This is a genomic window from Stenotrophomonas hibiscicola ATCC 19867, assembly GCF_000382065.1.
Classification (GTDB): domain Bacteria; phylum Pseudomonadota; class Gammaproteobacteria; order Xanthomonadales; family Xanthomonadaceae; genus Stenotrophomonas; species Stenotrophomonas hibiscicola.
Window position 1 is genome coordinate 47,631 of sequence record NZ_KB907499.1, and the last position, 19,295, is coordinate 66,925.

Annotated in this window: 19 protein-coding genes; 4 read left to right on the forward strand and 15 right to left on the reverse strand. The window is 66.4% G+C overall.

Translation table 11 applies throughout. The annotated features are described in order from the left end of the window. The 14 genes from G370_RS0105085 to G370_RS0105150 all read right to left on the reverse strand — a co-directional run. Window positions 1-1,130: flagellin (locus G370_RS0105085; protein ID WP_019659612.1), on the reverse strand; the 1,130-nt coding region annotated here is incomplete at its 3' end. Window positions 1,131-1,202: 72 nt separating this feature from the next. Next, complete coding sequence (locus G370_RS0105090; protein ID WP_019659613.1) at window positions 1,203-2,423, reverse strand: flagellin; 1,221 nt, start codon at window positions 2,421-2,423, stop codon at window positions 1,203-1,205. Between the two features lie 395 nt (window positions 2,424-2,818). Then, window positions 2,819-4,021, reverse strand: coding sequence for a flagellar hook-associated protein FlgL (gene flgL, locus G370_RS0105095; RefSeq protein ID WP_019659614.1), 1,203 nt, complete (start codon window positions 4,019-4,021; stop codon window positions 2,819-2,821). Beyond that, entirely contained in the window at window positions 4,018-5,898 is a 1,881-nt protein-coding gene (flgK, locus tag G370_RS0105100) for a flagellar hook-associated protein FlgK (protein WP_019659615.1), read from the reverse strand. Before flgK ends, flgL begins: the two co-directional genes overlap by 4 nt. Before the next feature lie 8 nt (window positions 5,899-5,906). Next, window positions 5,907-7,106, reverse strand: coding sequence for a flagellar assembly peptidoglycan hydrolase FlgJ (flgJ, locus tag G370_RS0105105; RefSeq protein ID WP_019659616.1), 1,200 nt, complete (start codon window positions 7,104-7,106; stop codon window positions 5,907-5,909). A 1-nt stretch (window position 7,107) separates the two neighbouring features. After that, window positions 7,108-8,244, reverse strand: coding sequence for a flagellar basal body P-ring protein FlgI (locus G370_RS0105110; protein ID WP_019659617.1), 1,137 nt, complete (start codon window positions 8,242-8,244; stop codon window positions 7,108-7,110). A 2-nt stretch (window positions 8,245-8,246) separates the two neighbouring features. Continuing rightward, a complete protein-coding gene (gene flgH / locus G370_RS0105115) occupies window positions 8,247-8,939 on the reverse strand; it encodes a flagellar basal body L-ring protein FlgH (RefSeq protein ID WP_019659618.1) in 693 nt (230 codons plus the stop codon). Between the two features lie 22 nt (window positions 8,940-8,961). Further along, window positions 8,962-9,747: a flagellar basal-body rod protein FlgG gene (gene flgG / locus G370_RS0105120; protein WP_005416457.1), complete on the reverse strand. Its 786-nt coding sequence runs from the start codon at window positions 9,745-9,747 to the stop codon at window positions 8,962-8,964. 102 nt (window positions 9,748-9,849) lie between these two features. Further along, the gene (locus G370_RS0105125; protein ID WP_019659619.1) at window positions 9,850-10,599 is read right to left on the reverse strand and encodes a flagellar basal body rod protein FlgF; all 750 of its coding nucleotides are present in this window, start codon (window positions 10,597-10,599) and stop codon (window positions 9,850-9,852) included. A 32-nt stretch (window positions 10,600-10,631) separates the two neighbouring features. Next, on the reverse strand, window positions 10,632-11,855 hold the full coding sequence (gene flgE, locus G370_RS0105130) for a flagellar hook protein FlgE (protein ID WP_019659620.1): 1,224 nt from the start codon (window positions 11,853-11,855) through the stop codon (window positions 10,632-10,634). Window positions 11,856-11,887: 32 nt separating this feature from the next. Further along, window positions 11,888-12,571, reverse strand: a complete 684-nt coding sequence (locus G370_RS0105135; protein ID WP_019659621.1) for a flagellar hook assembly protein FlgD — start codon at window positions 12,569-12,571, stop codon at window positions 11,888-11,890. 23 nt (window positions 12,572-12,594) lie between these two features. Beyond that, the gene (gene flgC / locus G370_RS0105140; RefSeq protein ID WP_005409575.1) at window positions 12,595-13,002 is read right to left on the reverse strand and encodes a flagellar basal body rod protein FlgC; all 408 of its coding nucleotides are present in this window, start codon (window positions 13,000-13,002) and stop codon (window positions 12,595-12,597) included. A gap of 3 nt (window positions 13,003-13,005) precedes the next feature. Then, window positions 13,006-13,401: a flagellar basal body rod protein FlgB gene (flgB, locus tag G370_RS0105145; RefSeq protein WP_005409576.1), complete on the reverse strand. Its 396-nt coding sequence runs from the start codon at window positions 13,399-13,401 to the stop codon at window positions 13,006-13,008. A 138-nt stretch (window positions 13,402-13,539) separates the two neighbouring features. Then, on the reverse strand, window positions 13,540-14,484 hold the full coding sequence (locus G370_RS0105150; RefSeq protein ID WP_019659622.1) for a chemotaxis protein: 945 nt from the start codon (window positions 14,482-14,484) through the stop codon (window positions 13,540-13,542). A 260-nt stretch (window positions 14,485-14,744) separates the two neighbouring features. On the opposite strand from G370_RS0105150, the gene flgA reads away from it, so the two are divergent. The 4 genes from flgA (at window position 14,745) to G370_RS0105170 (ending at window position 17,427) form a co-directional block, all read left to right on the forward strand. Continuing rightward, window positions 14,745-15,401, forward strand: a complete 657-nt coding sequence (gene flgA, locus G370_RS0105155) for a flagellar basal body P-ring formation chaperone FlgA (RefSeq protein WP_019659623.1) — start codon at window positions 14,745-14,747, stop codon at window positions 15,399-15,401. Window positions 15,402-15,476: 75 nt separating this feature from the next. Next, complete coding sequence (gene flgM, locus G370_RS0105160) at window positions 15,477-15,782, forward strand: flagellar biosynthesis anti-sigma factor FlgM (protein ID WP_019659624.1); 306 nt, start codon at window positions 15,477-15,479, stop codon at window positions 15,780-15,782. Next, a complete protein-coding gene (locus tag G370_RS0105165; RefSeq protein WP_010485882.1) occupies window positions 15,779-16,117 on the forward strand; it encodes a flagella protein in 339 nt (112 codons plus the stop codon). The genes flgM and G370_RS0105165 overlap by 4 nt, the downstream gene beginning before the upstream one ends. 89 nt (window positions 16,118-16,206) lie before the next feature. Next, window positions 16,207-17,427 carry an ATP-binding protein gene (locus G370_RS0105170; protein ID WP_019659625.1) on the forward strand — a complete coding sequence of 407 codons (1,221 nt, stop codon included), beginning with the start codon at window positions 16,207-16,209 and terminating at the stop codon, window positions 17,425-17,427. 93 nt (window positions 17,428-17,520) lie between these two features. On the opposite strand, the gene G370_RS0105175 is transcribed toward G370_RS0105170, so the two are convergent. Continuing rightward, entirely contained in the window at window positions 17,521-19,293 is a 1,773-nt protein-coding gene (locus tag G370_RS0105175) for an EAL domain-containing protein (protein WP_019659626.1), read from the reverse strand. Window positions 19,294-19,295 lie beyond the last annotated feature (2 nt).

Genomic DNA, 19,295 nt, shown 5'->3' on the forward strand with positions numbered 1-19,295 from the left:
CCGGCCTGCTGCAGGATCTGGGTGCGGGTCAGCTCGGCGGTTTCCTTGGCGAAGTCGGTGTCCTTGATGCGGCTGCGCGAGGAGGACAGGTTTTCCGACGAGGTCTGCAGGTTGGCCACGACCGAGGTGAAGCGGTTCTGGATCGCGCCGAGGTCGGCGCGGGTGCTGTTGATCGCACCCAGGGCCTTGTCGACGATTTCCATTGCCTGCTGGGCGCCCTTCACGGTGCTCACGTCCAGGTTGCTGGCGTACTTGGCGGCCGGCGCCGCAGCATCGGCAGTGGCCGTGAAGGTCGCCTGCGTGTTGCCTGCCCAGGTGCCGGGGGTCGCGGTGATCGCCTTGAACGAGCCATCAGCGTTGGCGCTGTCCTTGACCGAGGTCAGGGTGACGCCGGCGGTGCCGTTCACTTCGGCGTAGACACCGGTCTCGCCGATCTTGGCGTTGATCGCGGTCACCAGCGCTTCACGCGAGGCCTTGCCGGTGGCAGCGGCGTCGGCGCCCTGCTTGACCGAGACGTCAGCGATGGCCACGCCATTGATGGCCAGGCCGGTGATGCTGAAGTCAGCGTTGGTGCCCGGATCGGCCAGGGCCAGCGCGTTGGTGTCGAAGCGGGCACCACCCAGGGCGTTGGCCTTGGCGTCGATGGTCTTGTCGATGGCGATGGCCTGGCCGGCGTTGGCGCCCACCTGGAACAGCTGGCTCGAGAACGAACCGTCCAGCAGCTTGGTGCCGTTGAAGTCCGACTGCTTGGCGACGCGGTCGATTTCCGAGACCAGCTGGGTCACTTCGGCCTGCAGCGCCTTGCGGTCACTGGCCGAGTTGGTGGCGTTGGAGGCCTGCACCGACAGCTCGCGGACGCGCTGCAGGTTGTTGCCGATCTCGGTCAGCGAGCCTTCGGCGACCTGGGCCAGCGAGATACCGTCGTTGGCGTTGCGGATGGCGACGTCGGTACCGCGGATCTGGGTGCCGAAGCGCTCGGAGATCGCCAGGCCGGCGGCGTCGTCCTTGGCGCTGTTGATGCGCGAACCGGAGGACAGGCGCTGGATGGTGGTGGCCAGCGAGCTGCCGCTGGTGCTCAGGTTACGCTGAGCATTCAACGACATCGTATTGGTGTTGATGACTTGTGCCATGAGGAGAGGTCCTTGAGCGGTTGCACGTGAGTTGGGTTAGACGCCCCCGACGTGCCCCGGGGGCGGCTCATGTCAGCGCTGCAACAGGCTGAGCACGTTCTGCGGTACCTGGTTGGCCTGGGCCAGCATGGCCGTACCGGCCTGCTGCAGGATCTGGGTGCGGGTCAGCTCGGCGGTTTCCTTGGCGAAGTCGGTATCGCGGATGCGGCTGCGCGAGGCCGACAGGTTCTCCGAGGAGGTCTGCAGGTTGGCCACCACCGAGGTGAAGCGGTTCTGGATGGCGCCGAGGTCGGCGCGGACGCTGTTGACCGACTCCAGGGCCTTGTCGACGATCGACATCGCCTTCTGCGCGCCCTCGGCGGTCGTGACGTTCAGGTCCTTGACGAAGCTGACCGCTGCACCGGTCAGGGTGCCGCCGTTGGTGCTGGTCTCGGTCAGGCCCAGGCCGGCGAGGGTGGCGGCGGTGACGCCGGTCGGCGGCGTTGCGGCGCTGACGCCCAGGGCGAAGGTCTGGCCATCCTTGACCGACGCCAGGCTGATGACACCGGCATTGACCGAAGCAACCACGCCGGTTTCGCCCAGCTTGTTGTTGATCGCCGCCGCGGTGGCCGAGGTGATCGATTCGCCGGCCTTCACGGTGAAGTCACTGATGGTGACCGTAGTGGCGGTGCCACCCGGCGGAGTGACCGAGACCTGCAGGCCCGAGTAGGTGGTGTCGGCGGTGGCTTTGTCGGCGGCGGCCAGGCTGGTGCCGGTGTAGCCGTTGGCAAAGGTGGCCGCGCCCAGTGAATCGGCCTTGGCGTTGACCACGCTGTTGATGGCGATGGCCTGGCCGGCGTTGGCGCCGACCTGGAACAGCTGGCTGGTGAAGCTTCCATCCAGCAGCTTGGTGCCGTTGAAGTCGGCCTGCTTGGCCACGCGGTCGATTTCGGAGACCAGCTGGGTCACTTCGGCCTGCAGCGCCTTGCGGTCGCTGGCCGAGTTGGTGGCGTTGGAGGCCTGCACGCCCAGTTCGCGGATGCGCTGCAGGTTGTTGCCGACTTCGTTCAGCGAGCCTTCGGCGACCTGGGCCAGCGAGATGCCGTCGTTGGCGTTGCGGATAGCCACGTCCAGGCCACGGATCTGGGTGGTGAAGCGCTCGCTGATGGCCAGGCCGGCCGCGTCGTCCTTCGCGCTGTTGATGCGCAGGCCGGACGAGAGGCGCTGGATGGTGGTGGCCAGCGAGCTGCCGCTGGTGCTCAGGTTGCGCTGAGCGTTGAGCGACATCGTATTGGTGTTGATTACCTGTGCCATGGGGTCGTCTCCTCTTATATGGAACCCGTTGGTGAATGAAGCGAAGCGCCGCCTGTTTTTTTGTGTGGCTGTGTGCTTCGCCGTTGCCAAATGAATAACGGCGCTTTGTCAACAACCTTTAGCCGTGAATTCCGTTGAAGTCGTAATTCGTTGCCGGAGGCTGTTTTTCCGGGTTTTTCCAACCCCGAAGGGGCGTGTAGGCGCACCCGGAAGGGGCGGTTGGGCAGGCCCAACCAGCGCTGATGAAGGTATCGGCGGGGTGGGGCCGGGCTTGATGGGCAATCACGGAAAATCCGCCGAGCGCTGTCTGGAATGCTTCGCGGCGACGGGCCACGGAAACGAAAAAGGCCGCGATGCAAGCATCGCGGCCTTTCGGGGCTGAGGCGGGGGTGCTGTCAGCCGATCTTGTTGAACAGCGACATCGACTGCATCTGCGAGAAGATCGTCTGTGCCGCCTGCAGCGCGGTGCTCTGCAACTGGTACTGGCTCAGCGCATCGGCGTAGTCCAGGTCGCGCATCTGCGACAGCGTGGTTTTCAGCGTCACGCTGTTGGCTTCGCGCATGTCGGCGGCGTTGTCCAGTGCCTTCAGCTGCGCGCCACCGGCCGCACGCGAATCGATCATCCGCTCCGACGCGCGCGCCACGTCACGCAATGCACTCTGCAGTTCGTTCTGCTGGGCGCTCATCTTCGCGGTGGTGCCGGTGTCGGCATCCAGTGCGGCGATCAGCTTGTCCATGGTGTCAAAGATGTCGCGGCTGCTCGCCGGCTTCACGTTGAAGCTGTCGCCCGCTGCCGGCGCGCCGGTAATCTGCAGCCGCACGCCGTTCACTTCCACGTTGTCACCTGCCTTGAAGGTGCCGGTGCCGGTCACGTTGCCGGCGCCATCCAGCACCTCGTACTGGTCGGCAGCGGTGAAGCGGATGCTGAAGGACTGCCCGTTCCAGCTGTCGCTGCCATCACGGGTGATGTTGGTCAGCACGCCGTTACCGGTGTTGCCCGCCGCAGCGGCGCCATCGACGAAGCCATCGCCGGTGGGGATGCGCATGAAGATTTCGCTGCCGGGCAGGGCATCGCGCACGTAGGTATCGGGGCCGACCTCGATCTGGCGCTGGGTCTGGTCACCGCGGTAGACCACCTTGCCATTGATCCTGGCAAACGGCGGATCGCCGTCGTTGGTGCCGCCGAATACATAGCGACCCGTGCCGTCCTCGGCGTTGGCCAGCGACAGCAGGCCGTCGCGGATCTGGTTCAGTTCGGTGATCAGCGTCTTCTTGTCGGACGCGCTCAGGGCGGGGTTGCTGGCCTGGATGGTCAGGTCGTTGACGCGCCCCATCAGATCATTGACCTGGGCCAGGGTGTTTTCCTGCACGCCCAGCCGGTTCTGCACGTTGCCGGCGTTGAGCTTCATCCGTTCCAGTGCGGCCAGGCTGCGGTCCAGTCCGACCGCTGCGCCGGCCCCGACCGGATCGTCCTTTGCGGAGACGATCTTGCTGCCGGTGGCGATCTGCTGCTCCAGGTGGCTGAGCTTGGCCTGCTTGGCCATCATCAGCGACACCGACTGGTTGTACATCATGCTGGTGGAGATGCGGCTGCTCATCGGCGGACGGCTCCCAGGATGGTCTGGAACATGCTGTCGGCGGTGGAGATCAGCTGCGAGGCGGCCTGGTAGGCCTGCTGCAGGCGCAGCATGTCGGCCGCTTCCTCGTCCAGGTTGACGCCGGACACTTCATCGCGCGCTTCCTGCGCCTTGTCGTTGATCACCAGTTGCGCTTCCAGCGAGTACTCGGCCGAACGGGCCGCAGCACCCACCTGGGTGGTGAGGCCACCCAGCGCGCCGTTCAGCGTCACCGTGCCGGCATTGAAGGCCTTGGCGCTCTCGACCTTGGCCAGCCTGGAGGCGTTGCTGTTGTCGGAGGAGCCGGCCGGCGTCGGGGTGATGTTGAAGGTGTCGCCGACCTTCGGCGCACCGTCCAGCACGAAGCTCCAGCCATTGGCGCTGATGGTCTGGCCGGGCGTGTAGGTCTGCGGCGGGCCACCATCGATGGTGTAGGTGGTGGCCGAGGTGAACACGATCGCGGCCGGATTGCGCAGGTTGGCGTTGCTCGAATCGGTCACGGTTACGCCACTCAGCTTGCCGGTGCCCGTGTTGGCCGTCGCGGCGGCGCCCTTTACCGCGGCAGCGGCTGCAATCCGGGACGGATCGGTGATGGCGATCTCCATGCTGCCGGCGACGCCTGCGGTGGGCTGCAGCAGGAATCGGTCGTTGGCAGCGGGGGTGCCACCCACGACCAGCGTGACGCCGTTGATCACCAGCGGATCGGCGGCGGTGCCGGTGCCGGCCAGCGGAACGCTGGCGCCGGTGTCGGCCCGGCTGGCCTTCCAGTTGCTGCCATCGAACTGCAGCACCACGTTCTGCGCGTCCAGCTTGCCCAGGTCGCCATAGGTGGCGCTGAGGCTGGCGGTGCCGGTGTTGGCGTTGTTGGCGGTGACGCGCGGGTTGCCGATGTTGAAGAAGTCGCCCCCGAGCTGGCCATACATGTCCACGCCCTGGTGGTGGGCCTGGTTGAAGGTCTCGGCCAGGCCGACAGCCAACTTGCCCAGTTCGGCCTGGGCCGGGGTCAGCACGGTGTCGCGGAACTCCATCAGGCCGCCGATCTGGCCGCCTACTGCCTTCGGGTCGAGGCGGATGGTGTTGCCCTGCGTTTCCAGGGCCAGCTGCAGGCGCTCGGGCTGGTACGGGTCGGCCACGGTGGTGACCTTGGTCGCGGTGGTGCCCACCACCAGCGCGTTGCCGCCGGCGGTGTAGACATTCATGATGCCGCCGTCCTGGATCACCGCGGTGCCGCCGGTGTAGCCGATCAGCTGGGTGATCAGCTGGTCGCGCCGATCGAGCAGGTCGGGCGCGGCGGTGGCGATGTTGGTGCCGATCGCACCGTTGATCTGCGCGATCTCCTGCGCCAGGCGGTTGACCTCGGTGGCACCGGCCAGCAGGCCGTTGTTGACCTCGCTGTTGAGGTTGTTCAGGTGGGTGTTGAGCTGCACAAAGCGGTTGGCCAGGGCCTTGCCGCCATCGAGCATGTTCTGGCGATCGGCCGTGCCGGAGGCATTGGAGGACAGGCCACTGACCGAGTCGAAGAAGTTCGACCACACACCAGAGACATTCGTGGCCGCATCAGAGAACAGCGCGTTGACCCGGTCGGCCATGCCCGAAAGCTGTTTCAGGCGCGCCAGTTCGCCGCTGCTGTCGAGCAGGCGCGAGATGGCCAGCTGGTCGGCGGTGCGGCGGATGTCGGTGATGCGGGTACCGTTGCCGACCGTGCCGTAGCCATAGTTCTGCGGATCGGCGGTGGCGAAGTTGACCTTCTGCCGGCTGTAGCCGGGCGTATTGAGGTTGGCCACGTTGTGGCTGGTGGTCGCCAACGCACGCTGGAAGGCGAGCAGGGCACCGGTACCGGTGGAAAGTACGTTGGACATGGGATTCCTCAACGACGGGTGATACCCAGCGCCGCGGTCGCGGTGCTGGCGAAGGTCTGGCCAAGGCGCGAGCCGGCGTCTGCCACGGCGGCGACGGCGCGCTCGATGGTCGGGCCGCCGGCGATCGCGGCGATCTTGGCCGCGTAGCGCGGATCGGTGGCATAGCCGGCGCGCTGCAGGCCACGGGCGAAGCCCTGCACGTCGGTGCCGGCCTGCAGGGCCTGCTGGTAGCGCGGGCTGGTCTTCAGCAGGCGCACGTAGTCGGCAAAGCTCTCGGCCGGCGAACTGTAGGCGCGGAAGCTGGCGGTCTCGTTGCGGCGCACGCCATCGACATATTCATGGGTGCCGGCTACGGCGCGCTGGCCGTTCCAGCCATTGGCCTTGATGCCGAACAGGTTGTGCGAAGTGCTGCCGTCGGCATGCTTGATGTGGCGCTTGCCCCAGCCGGTTTCCAGCGCCGCCTGGGCGACCAGGGCGCGGGCATCCACGCCCAGTTCCTTGGCCGCACGCTGCGCGTGCTGCCAGATGCTGGCGACGAAGCCTTCCGGGGTGTGCTCGCCGAGCCGGGCGACAGCGGTGCGGGTCGCCATCGCATCGGCCGGGCTGATCGCGGTGCCGCGGTTGCTGGCGGTGGCCGACCACTGGTCGCTGTTGGCGGCCCAGTCCTCGCCCTGCAGGCTGCCGATGTACGGATCGTCGGTGCCCAGCGAGCGGTGCATGCTGCTGCTCTCGCGCCCGGCGATCAGATCCAGGGCCTGCTCCATCGGCGCCACTGCCGCCTGCGCACCGTGCTGCGCACCGGCGGCCATCTGCTGCAGCAGGCGCACCGCCTGGCTGCCGTCTTCCAGTGGCAGCGACGGTGCCGGCCTGGCCGGTGCATTGAGCTGGTAAGCACGGCTGGCCTTGGCCGGATCCACGCGGGCATCCAGCGCCGGGCCATCGGCGGCCTGGCCGGACAGCTGCCGGCTGATCATGCTGGACAGGCCCAGGCCTTTGCCGCGGGTCATCGCCTCGGCAATCTTCTGGTCGTACATCTCGCGGAACATCTTGTTCTCGCCGGGAAACAGCGAGTCGCCGAAGCTGGCGTCACGCATGCTCTTGACCAGCATCTGCGCGAACTGGCCTTCCAGCTGGCGCGCCACCTTGTCGATCCTTGCCGGATCGTTCTGTTGCGCCGGGTGCAGGTCGAATGCGGGATTGATGCGCATGTCAGATCACCTCGAGCTCGGCACTCAATGCGCCGGCCTGCTTCAGGGCTTCCAGGATCGCGATCAGGTCGCCCGGTGCCGCACCTACGGCGTTCACCGCATGCACGATCTCGTCCAGGGTGGTGCCGCCGCTGAACTTGAACATGCGGCTGCCGTCGTTGGTGGCGGTGATGGTGGACTGCGGGCTGGCCACGGTGCGGCCGCCGGACAGGGCATTGGGCTGGCTGACGTTGGTGTTTTCCTGGATGGTCACGGTCAGCGAACCGTGCGAGATCGCCGCGGGTCCCACGCGCACCTGCTGGCCGATGACCACGGTGCCGGTGCGCGAATTGACCACCACCTTGGCCGGGGCGCTGCCCGGGGTCAGTTCCAGGTTCTCGATGCGCGCCAGCAGGCCGACGCGTGCGCCCGGGTCGGTCGGCGCGGTGACCGCGACGGTCACGCCATCGATCGCGCGTGCCGCACCTTCGCCGAAGGCGTTGTTGAGCGCGGCGACCATGCGCGAGACCGTGGTGAAATCGTTGTTGTGCAGGTTCAAGGTGATGTCGCCGCCGTTGGCCAGCGGATCGGGCAGGGCACGCTCCACGGTGGCGCCGTTGGGGATACGACCGACGCTGGGCACGTTCACCGAGACACGGGAACCATCCTTGCCCTGCGCACCGAAGCCACCCACGATCAGGTTGCCCTGGGCGATGGCGTAGATCTGCCCGTCGGCCCCGCGCAGCGGGGCCATCAGCAGCGAGCCGCCGCGCAGCGACACCGCGTTGCCGATCGAGGACACCGTGATGTCGATCGGCTGGCCGGGCTTGGCGAACGGCGGCAGCTCGGCATGGATCGCAACGGCGGCCACGTTCTTCAGCTGCGGGTTGACGTTCGGCGGCACGTTCACGCCCAGCTCGCCGAGCAGGTTCTTCAGGCTCTGCACGGTAAAGGGCGCCTGGCTGGTGCGGTCGCCGCTGCCATCCAGGCCGACCACCAGGCCGTAGCCAACCAGTGCGTTGCCACGCACGCCGCCGACCTGTGCCAGGTCCTTGATGCGCTCGGCGCTGGCCGGGGCTGCCACGACCATCAGCATCAGCGCGACGAACGACGCCACGCGGCGCTGCCAGGAAGAAGAGGGGAGGAGTTTCATGGCCATACTCAGAACGGCGTCAGGCCGGAATTGAAGAAGCGGCTCAGCCAGCCCATCGCGTTGGACTGCGCGACCGGTCCGCGGCCGCCGTAGACGATGCGGGCCTCGGCTACGCGGCTGGAGGGAATGGTGTTGTCCTGGCTGATGTCGCCAGGGCGCACGATGCCCTGCACCTGCACCAGTTCATCGCCCTGGTTGAGCCGCAGGTTCTTCTGCCCCTGCACCACCAAGTTGCCGTTGGGCAGGCGCTGGATCACGGTGACCGTAACGCTGCCCTGCAGGCGGTTGCTCTGCGCGCTGTTGCCCTTGCCGGTGAAATCACGCTTGCCTTCCGCACTGGCGCTGAGGATGTCCTTGCCGCCCAGGGTGACCGGCGCGCCAAAGATGCTCGGGCTGCCCAGGCTCAGGTTGGACTCCTTGTTGGTGGCGGTGTTTGCACTGGTCTGCGCGGTGGTGCTTTCCAGCAGGGTGATGGTCAGCAGGTCGCCGACATCGCGTGCGCGGCGGTCTGAATACAGCTGCAGGGTCGGGCCGGCGGCATAGATCGCCCCGGCGGTGGGCGCGGCCTGCGGCGGCATGATCGGCTGGATCGGCGCCATCGCCGGGTAGGGGCGCACGTCGCCCGCGATCACGCAGCCACCGAGCAGGGCGGCCACGGTGCAGGCGAGGGCAGTGCGGGCAAAGTTGGAAATGGGCGACATGGCGGTTTCCCGGTTGGGCCGGTCAGATCTTGTTGTTGAGATAGCCGAGCATCGAGTCGGTGGTGGAGATCGCCTTGGCATTCATTTCGTAGGCGCGCTGGGTTTCGATCATCGACACCAGCTCTTCCACCACATTGACGTTGCTGCCTTCCAGCGCCCCCTGCACCACGGTGCCGAGGCCGTTCAGGCCGGGATTACCGTTCTGGGCCGGGCCCGAGGCCGTGGTTTCCAGGAACAGGTTCTCGCCGCGCGCCTGCAGGCCGGCCGGATTGACGAAGTCGGTCAGGGTCAGCGCACCGACTTCCACCGACGCGGCGTTGTCGGCCATCTTCACGCTGATGGTGCCGTCGCTGCCGATGGTGACCGACTGCGCGCCCTCGGGAATCTGGATGCCCGGTTGCACCGGGTAGCCGCTGTTGGTGACCAGCTCGCTGTCCTGATTGATCTTGAACGAGCCATCACGGGTGTAGGCCGAGCTGCCGTCGGGCATCTGCACTTCGAAGAAGCCGCGGCCGTTGACCATCACATCCAGGGCGCGGCCGGTCTGCTGCTGGCCACCCTGTTCGAAGTTCTTGGCGGTTGCTACCACGCGCACGCCGGTGCCCAGCTGCAGGCCGGTCGGCAGCTGCGTCTGCGCCGACGAAGAGCCGCCCGGCTGGCGCACCTGCTGGTACAGCAGGTCCTCGAAGCTGGCACGGTCCTGCTTGAAGCCGGTGGTGTTGGTGTTGGCGAGGTTGTTGGAAACCACCGACATGCGCATCTGCTGCGCATCCAGTCCGGTTTTCGCGATCCACAATGCCTGGTTCATCTTCGATGTCCTGTCTGGTGAAACCGGCCGCGTGGTGCGGCCCTTGTATGCGGGTGTGCAAGCGGTGTGCCAGCGCCGGCATCAGCCGGCGCCGGAATTCCGTCAACTGCCCAGGCGCAGCATGCTGTTGGCGCTGCGCGCGTTTTCGTCGCCGTGTTTGATCACCTGCACCTGCATTTCGTACTGGCGCTGCAGCTGGATCATCTGCACCAGTGCCCCGGCCGCATCGACATTGCTGCCTTCCAGCTGGCCGCTGTGCACTGCGGTGCCCTGTGCCGGTGCGAACGGCTGTTGCGGGTCGGTATTGCGGAACAGGCCATCCAGGCCGCGCTCGAGGCGCTCGTCCGGTGCCTGCACCACCTTGATCCGGCCGATCTGCGCCATGGTCTGCGGGCCTTCACCCTGCGGGATGATCGAGATCGTGCCGTCGGCACCGATCTCCATCGCCTGGTAGGGCGGAATGGCGATCGGGTTGTTGTTGTCATCCAGTACCGTGCGGCCGCCGGAGGTCACCAGCTGGCCATTGGGGGTGACCGACAAGGCCGCGCCGCGCGTATACGCCTCGCTGCCATCGCTGGCCTGCACCGCCAGCCAGGTGCCGCTCTGCAGCGCCAGGTCCAGCGGTTTGCCGGTGATGTGCTGCGCGCCGGGCGTGCGGTTGAAGCCAGCGTCGACGTGCAGCGCATCCACCCGCGAGGCAAAGCCGGGGCCGCGGATCGGGAAGGCTTCGGTGTTGGCCAGCGCTTCCTTGAAGCCGGGGGTGTCCGAGTTGGCGAGATTGTGGCTGAGCGTTCCCTGCGCCTGCAGGGAGGCGCGGGCACCGGTCATCGCCACGTAAAGGGCTTTATCCATGCGGGGAGTTCCGTGACAGGGTCAGCGGGTCATCAACGGATGTTGATGACCGTCTGGGTGATCTGGTCCTGGGTGGTGATCATCTGTGCGTTGGCCTGGAAGTTGCGCTGCGCGGTGATCATGTTGACCAGCTGCTCGGTGAGGTCGACGGTGGACGCTTCCAGCGAACCTGCCTGGATCTTGCCGAGGTTGGAGGTATCGGGCATGCCGGTGCGCGGCGTGCCCGACTCGAAGGTCTCGACCCACAGGTTGTTGCCCTTCGATTCCAGGCCCTGCGTGTTGTTGAAGGTCGTCAGCGCCACCTGGCCCAGCGGCTTGTCGTCGCCGTTGGAATAGCGGGCGTAGACCACGCCGGATTCGGACACGGTGATTTCATTGAGCTTGCCGGCGGCATAGCCGTCCTGCTGGGTGTTGCGCAGCGCGAACTTCTCGCCGTACTGGGTCGAGCCGTTGATATCCAGCGTCATGTTCAGCTGGCCGGCGCCGGTGGTGGGGGTGAACGTGCCGAGGCCGACCTTGCCGTTGGCCGGGGCGGTCAGCTTGCCGCTGTTGTCGAAGGTGACCGCGGTCGGGGTGCCAGCGGGCTGGCCATCGACATAGTTGTGCACGGTCCATTCGTTGGGGTTGGCTCCCTTGACGAAGTACGAGACCTGGATGTGGCTCACGCCCAGCGAGTCGTACACGGTGATGCCGCCGCTGGAATGGTTGTAGCTGTTGGAATCGGCCGGGTCGAAGGTGGCCACCGTCGGCTGCTTGGCGTTGGCCGGCAGGGTGAAGCCGACCTTCACTTCGCTGGTCTGCTTCGGCGGGCTGTCGGTGGTCAGCAGCTGCAGGTCGACCAGGCGGCCGGCGTCGAAGTTGGTGCCATCGGCATTCGGTGCGAACACCTGCAGGCGCGCACCCTGCGGATTGACCACGTAGCCGGCCGAATCGGTCTGGAAGTTGCCGGCACGCGAATACACCCGCGAACCGTTCATGTTCATGGTGAAGAAGCCCTCACCGGAAATGGCCATGTCCAGGCTGCGCCCGGTCTGCTCGTTGTGGCCCTGGATGAACTGCTGGGCGACGTTGGAAACGCGCACACCCGAGCCGGTCTGGTTCTTCGACAGGCCATAGCTGGTGGAGGCGAACAGATCGGCGAACTCGGCGCGCGACTGCTTGAAGCCGGTGGTGTTGACGTTGGCGACGTTGTTGGCGGTGACGCTCAGGTCGGTGTTGGCGGCATTGATGCCGGACAGCGAGACATTGAAGCCCATGGGATGCTCCTGGTTGATGCGGGATGTGCGGCTCAGCTGACGCGGAGCACGTAGTCGATCGGGGCCGTGCCCAGGCCCTTGAGGTTCAGGTACAGGCCGTCGGAACCGACGGTCACGCTTTCCACCGGCGCCTGAACGTAGGTGGACAGCTTGGTGCTCTTGCCGGCGGTATCGACATGGTTGGCGACGATGGAGTACTTGCCCGGCTCCATGCGTTTGCCGTTGGCGTCCTTGCCGTCCCACTGGAAGGCGGTTTCGCCGGCGGCAGTGGCTTCCACGCTCAGCGAGGTGACCTTGGCGCCGTTGGCATCGGTGATGTCCACGGTGATGATGCCGGCCGACGGCGCGGCCACCGTGCCTTCGACGCTGCCCTCCTTCTCCAGTACCAGCTTTTCCGACGGCACCAGCACCTGGTGGCCGACCAGTGCCGCGCCACGCAGCACCTGGTCGCTGGCCATCGACTCCTGGAAGCCCTTCACCGTCTTGTTCAGATCGGTGATGCCCTGCACGGTGGACATCTGCGCCATCTGCGCGACCATCTGGGTGTTGTCCATCGGCTTCAGCGGGTCCTGGTGCTGCAGCTGCTCGGTCATCAGGCGCAGGAAATCGGCCTGGTCCAGCGTGTTCTTCTTCTTGGTGGCGTTGCTGTTCGGGGCGTTCAGACCAAGTGCGGTATAGACGTCCTGGTTGGTCTGGTTGTTGACGGCGGTGGTCATGGCGGTATCCGGTACTGCGGGCCTCAGCGGCCCATGGTCAAGGTGGCCAGGGCCAGTTCCTTGGCGGTGGTCAGCATCTCCACGCCGGCCTGGTAATTGCGCGAGGTCGAGATCAGGTTGACCATCTGCGCCACCGGGTCGACGTCGGGCTGGTAGATGTAGCCATCGCCATCGGCCAGCGGGTGGCCCGGCTCATAGCGCTTGATCGGCGCCGCATCGCTCTGGGTGATCTCCTTCACCTTCACCGAGGTGATGTTCGGATCGTTCTTGCTGGTGACAGCCTGGAAGATCGGTTCCAGCGGCTTGTACACGGCGTCGGCGGAACCGGCGACGGTGTCGGCGTTGGAGAGGTTGGAGGCGATGGTGCTCATGCGCACCGACTGCGCCTGCAGCGCGGAACCGGCGATATCGAAGATCGGCAGGTTGCTCATGGCTTATTGCCCCGTGATCGCGGTCAGCATGGAACGCACCTTGCTCTCGACGAAGCTGAGCGAGGCGCGGTACTCAAGAGCGGCGCGGCCATAGGCGGCACGCTCGGCATCGGGATCGACGGTGTTGCCGTCCAGGCTGGGTTGCACGCCTTCGCGCGCGATCTGGAACGGGTTCAGGCCGCTACTGATTTCGTAGTGCTGCTCATGGGTGGTGGCCATCAGGCCGTTGGCATCCTGCCCCTGGGCGTGGCGCAGGGCGGCATCGAAGTCCAGGTCCTGGGCCTTGTAGCCGGGCGTATCGGCATTGCCGAGGTTGCTGGCGATCAGCTTCATCCGTTGTTCGCGCAACGGCATGGCCTGGGCGTGGACGCCCAGGTAGTCGGTAATCAGGTTGCGCACGGTGCACTCCCACGGGAACGTTGCCCGGGAAGCTGCAAGGGGTGTGCCAAATTCGAGAGGGTAGTGCCGGCCGCTGGCCGGCTCCCCGATGGATCTGCGGTTGCCGGCCAGCGGCCGGCGCTACCGGATCGGTGGCTGTCAGGCCGCCATCGCGACCTTGCGCAGGCGGTCCAGCACGAAATCGGCCAGCTCGTGCGGCGAGTACTTGGCGACGAAGGCATTGGCGCCGACGCGCTCGACCATCGCATTGTTGAATACGCCCGACAGCGAGGTATGCAGCAGCACGTACAGGCCGGCAAGGCCAGGGTGGCGCCGGATTTCCGTCGTCAGCGTATAGCCGTCCATGGCCGGCATTTCGATGTCTGAGATCACCATGGCGTAGCGCTCGGCCGGGTTTTCGCCCGAGGCGTGGATCTGCAGCAGGTGGTCCAGCGCCTGCTTGCCATCGGAAAGCAGGGTGGCGCCAACGCCCAGCTGGTCCAGCACGCTGCGGATCTGCTGGCGGGCCACGCGCGAATCGTCCACCACCAGCACCTGCAGCTGCGGGCCATCGGCAGGCATTGCCATTGCCGGATCGAGTACGGCATCACCGCGTACCTGGGCGATATCGGCCAGCACGCTTTCAACGTCGATCACCTGGATCAGCTCACCCTGGAAGCGGGTCACCGCCGTCAGGTAGCTCGATTCGGCACCCAGTTCCGGCGGCGGGTGGATGTCTTCCACCGCGATGTTGACGATGCGCTCCACGCCGCTGACCAGGAAGCCCTGGATCGAACGGTTGAATTCGGTGACGACCAGGTAGCCAGGCGAGGTGTCCGCGTCAGGCTCACGCTCGGGGTGGCCGATGGCCAGGCCCAGGTCCAGCACCGGCACCGAGCGGCCGCGTACGTCGGCCACGCCGGCAAACTGGCTGGGCAACCCGGGCACCTGGAACAGCTCCGGGCGCCGCAGGACTTCCTGCACCTTGAAGACATTGACGCCAAAAAGCTGACGTCCGCCGAGACGGAACAGCAGCAGCGCCAGGCGGTTGTGGCCGGCCAGTCGGGTTCGCTGGTCGATCCGGTTGAGCAGGTCATGGGACATGGCTGCTGTATCGGCGGGGTGGGCGCCAAACTTGAGGGCGCTCTGCCGCCTGCGCGGTCCGCACCACGTTTGTAGAGTCGACTGTCAGTCGACCGCTCTTCGATCCGATCACGGAAAACCCCGTGCTTCGCGCGAAAGTCGACTGACAGTCGACTCTACCCATCCGGTCGCATCCCCATCCCGGATCCGATCAACGGGTCCCGGCGCTCTGGCACACCCCTTGCACGCACCAGGGCCAGATTCCATCGACAGGAGGCGCCATGCGCCGGGTCACACCTCTATTCGCCATCGTGCTCGCCGCAGCCGCGCCATGGGCAGCCGCTGCAGAGTGGCAGCCGGTTGCCAGCATCCGCGCGGCGGCGTTGTCGACGCTGCCTGCCGGGAGCGAGGGGGAGGCGCAGGTGGCCGATGCGCTGCGCCTGCCCAAGTGTGGCGGCGCGCTGCAGGTGCAGCCCACCGCCAACACCACGGTGGAAGTCAGCTGTCCCGACGCCGGTGGCTGGCGCCTGTTCGTGCCAGTGAAAGTGCGGCGCAACCAGACCGTGCTGGTGCTCAACCGCGGAATCGGTACTGGAGAAACCCTTACTGCTGCCGATATCACCACTGCCCAGCGTGATGCCGCCCGGATTGCCGGTGCGGTGCTGGCCGATCCCAACGCAGCGATCGGCCGCATCGCCCGCCGTCCGTTGCAGGCCGGGGCCCTGCTGTCGAGCAACGATCTGGTGGTGCAGCGTCTCATCAAGCGAGGAGACAATGTGGCGCTGGTCTCGCGTCGCGGCTCGGTCGAGGTCCGTATTGCAGGCCGTGCGATGGGTGACGCGGGTGAGAACGAGCGGGTCTCGGTCGAGAACCTGTCCTCGCGGCGGATCGTGCAGGGCACGGTCGACGCCGCCGGTGACGTAATCGTGGCGCGTTGAATTACCGCAGAATATCCCTAAAGATCACGGCCCTGCGGCCGTTATCCCATGTGAACGGCAACTCCAGGACACCCCATGAGCCAGAAAATCGACGGCAACCTGCAGGTCCCCCAGGCCCTGCGCAGCGTGACGACCCCGGCCAACAAGCCCGGTGTAAGCACCGATGCGGCGGCACGCCCGGTCGAGGCGGCCGACAGCCTGCGCCTGACCGGCGAGGCCACCAATCTGCAGGCCATCGAGCGTGAGCTGACCACCGCCCCGGCAATCGACGCCCAGCGCGTGGCCGCCGTGCGCGAGGCGCTGCAGAACGGCACCTACAAGATCAATCCGGACGCGATCGCATCGCGCATGCTCGAGCTGGACCAGCAGCTGCACGGATGACTGCGGCGATGAGCGAGCCGCTGCAGCGTCTTGCCCAGGCCCTGGACGTTGAACGCCAGGCCCTGGTCGAGCACGACGTGCACGCCCTGATCCGGGCCACCGGCGCCAAGCTGGAAGCGCTGCGTGCGCTGGAAGGCGCGCCGCCGGTCGGGGAAGGCGAGCAGCTGCAGGAACTGGCCGAACGCAACCGCGCCAACGGCGTGCTGCTGTCGCGCCGGCGCCGCGAGGTCAACTGGGCCCTGCGCCAGCTCGGGCGCACCGAAGATGCCTCGGCCTACGATGCCAAGGGGCAGGCGCACACCGTCACAGCGCGCCGCCCACTCGCCGTCGCCTGAGGCGGCGGTCGAACAACCCCATCACGCGGGCTGAAGCCCGCTGCACGAGCGCGTATATTGGGCGTCTGTTCGAATGCCCCCGAGTCGCCGTGTCCGCTGCCAACGCCCTGGTTACCGCCCCCCTTCCGCCACAGCCGGTACTGCAGGCCCTGCTTGAGCGCCTGCGCGAAGGGCTGCTGCTGTTCACCGAAGACGGGCAGGTTGCGCTGGCCAATCCAGCCGCGCAGAACCTGTTGGCAAGCGGTGAGGATGGTGCATTGCCGCCCCCGCAGCGGCTTCGCGAGCTGCTGCCCCCCGATGCGCTGGAACACGCGCGCCAGCATGGTCACTGGAACGGCAGCCTGCCGCTGGGCGAGGGCGTGGTCATCGCCCACCTGTATCACCACGGCCCGGTGGGGCAGGGGCACTTCCTGGCCTTGTTCCGTCATATCGAAGGACAGGAAGACTACGAGCGAGAACTGCAGCAGCGCCACGCCGAGCTGCGCCAGGCCTACCTGCGGCTCAACGGTACCCAGGAGAAACTGCTGCAATCTGAGAAGATGGCCTCGATCGGCCAGCTTGCTGCCGGCGTCGCGCACGAGATCAATAATCCGATCGGCTACGTGCACTCAAACCTGGGCAGCCTGCAGGAGTACCTGCGCAGCCTGTTCACCGTGATCGAAGCCTACGAACGCGCGTTGCGTGCGCCGGACCCGAAGGCGCTGATCCCGGAGATCGATGACATCCGTGACCGCCTGGACATCGATTTCATCAGCCGCGACCTGCCGCAGCTGATGGCCGAATCGCGCGAAGGCATCGAACGGGTGACGCGCATCGTGCGTGATCTGAAAGACTTCTCGTATTCCGGGCGTGATGAGTCGTGGAAGCTGGTCGACCTGCACGCGGGCCTGGAATCGACCATCAACATCATCTGGAACGAGCTCAAGTACAAGGTCACCCTGGTACGCGAGTTCGGCCAACTGCCGCTGGTGGAATGCCTGCCATCGGAGTTGAACCAGGTCTACATGAACCTGCTGCTCAACGCGGGCCATGCCATCGCCGAGCGCGGCACGATCACCGTGCGCACCGGCGTCGATGGCGACCAGGTGTGGGTCGAATTCGAGGACACCGGCGGTGGCATCTCGCCGGAACTGCGCCAACGCATCTTCGATCCGTTCTTCACCACCAAGCCGGTGGGCAGTGGCACGGGCCTGGGCCTGTCGATCTCCTACAGCATCATCAACAAGCACCATGGCCGGATCGACCTGGACAGCACCCCGGGCGTGGGCTCGCGCTTCCGCGTGGTGCTGCCGGTGAAGCAGCCGCGCTGACCGCTTCGGGTAATGCCGGCCGCTGGCCGGCAACCTCATTGCACCCGGCATGCAGAGCAGCCGGCCAGCGGCCGGCTCTACCAGGCTGGATCGTTACCGCAATGGGCGGTCCTCGCCGCCGTCTCCGCTCTCCACCGGCGCCGGCCCGGCGTTGCTGCGGCGCTGTTCCTCGTACGTGCGGAACGCCTGGTGGATATGCTTGCGCAGCTCGTCGTCGTTCCATGGCTTGGTCAGGAAGCGGTAGATCGCGCCGCGGTTGATCGCATCGGTCACCGTGTTCAGATCGGTATAGCCGGACAGCACCAACCGGATCGTGTCCGGGTACAGCATCTTCACCCGGCCGAGGAACTCGGTGCCGCTCATGTCGCTCATGCGCTGGTCGGACAGGATCACCTGCACGTCGTTGATCGCCAGCAGGTCGAACGCATCACGCACGTTGCCGGCCGCCAGGATGCGGTAGCCGTCGCGACGGAACAGCCGCACCAGCGATCGCAACACGTTCTCTTCGTCGTCCAGCAAGAGCAGCGTGCGGTCCGGGCGGGTCTCGGCGAAAGCTTCCGGGCGCAGGTAGCGGCGGCGCAGGGTCATGCCTGCGGCATCGGCCGACATCGGTTCGCCGAACAGGTAGCCCTGGAACACATCACAGTCGTTGCGACGCAGGAAGCCAAGCTGCGCCTGCGATTCAACGCCGTTGGCGATCACCGTCATGCCCAGCTGATGGCCCATGGCGATGATCGCGCGGGCGATGGCCGCCTCGCGGTTGCCGGCCGGCGCGCTCTTGATGAAGCTGCGGTCGATCTTCAGCTTGTCCACCGGGTAGCGCACCAGCGCACTGAGACTGGAGTCACCGGTGCCGAAGTTGTCCAGGCTCAGGCTGATGCCCTCGTTGCGCAGGTTGGCCAGCGTCTCATGCACGAAGTTGACGTTGTTGGTCAGCGCGCTTTCGTTGATCTCCAGCGTCAGCATCTGTGCCGGTATGCCCGCGGCCTGGATCAGGCCCATCACTTCGGCGAAGAAGTTCGGCCGCAGCAGCTGCAGGGTGGAGACGTTCACCGCGATGGTGAAATCGTCGAAGCCTTGGTCGCGCCACAGGCGGGCCTGCTTGAGTGCACCTTCCAGCACCCAGGTGCCGATCTGCACGATGATGCCCAGCCGCTCGGCGGTGCGCATGAAGCGCTCCGGCACCAGCATGCCCAGCGTCGGCGACTGCCAGCGCAGCAGCGCTTCCATGCCGACCACGTGGCCATCGCGGGCGCTGACCAACGGCTGGTAGCGCAGTTTCAGTTCGCCGTTGGGAATGGCATCGACGATCTGCCGCGCGATGATGCTCTCGCTGTGCGCGCTCGGCGGCGTGTCCACTGCGTGGATGCGCACCGCGTTGCCGCCCTCGCGGGCGGCCTGGTACAGCGCATCTTCGGCGTGGTCCAGCAGGCGTGAAACGTTGCTGGCATGCTCCGGGCACAGGCTCACGCCCAGCTTGCCGGTCATGAACAGCGTGTACGGCAGGACCGACAGCGGCAGTTCCATCTGCTGCCGGATTTCCTCGGCGAAATCCTCCGGCAGTGGCACCTCGGCTGTGCGTGGCACCGCGATCAGGAACTCGTCGCTGCCGTGGCGCCACAGTTTGCCGCGCCCTCGCAGGTAGGACTGCAACCGCTGCGCAACCAGCACCAGGGCCTGGTCACCTACCTCGGCGCTCATGTTTTCGTTGACAGAGGCGAAGTGGTCGATGTCCACATGCATCAGCATGAGTGCGGTACCGCCCGAGGCCGCCTCGGCGACCATCACCTGCAACTCGGGGTTGCCGGCACCGAGGCGATCAGGCGCATCATCGATGCTGACCGGGGGCTGGTTGGGATTCCACATAG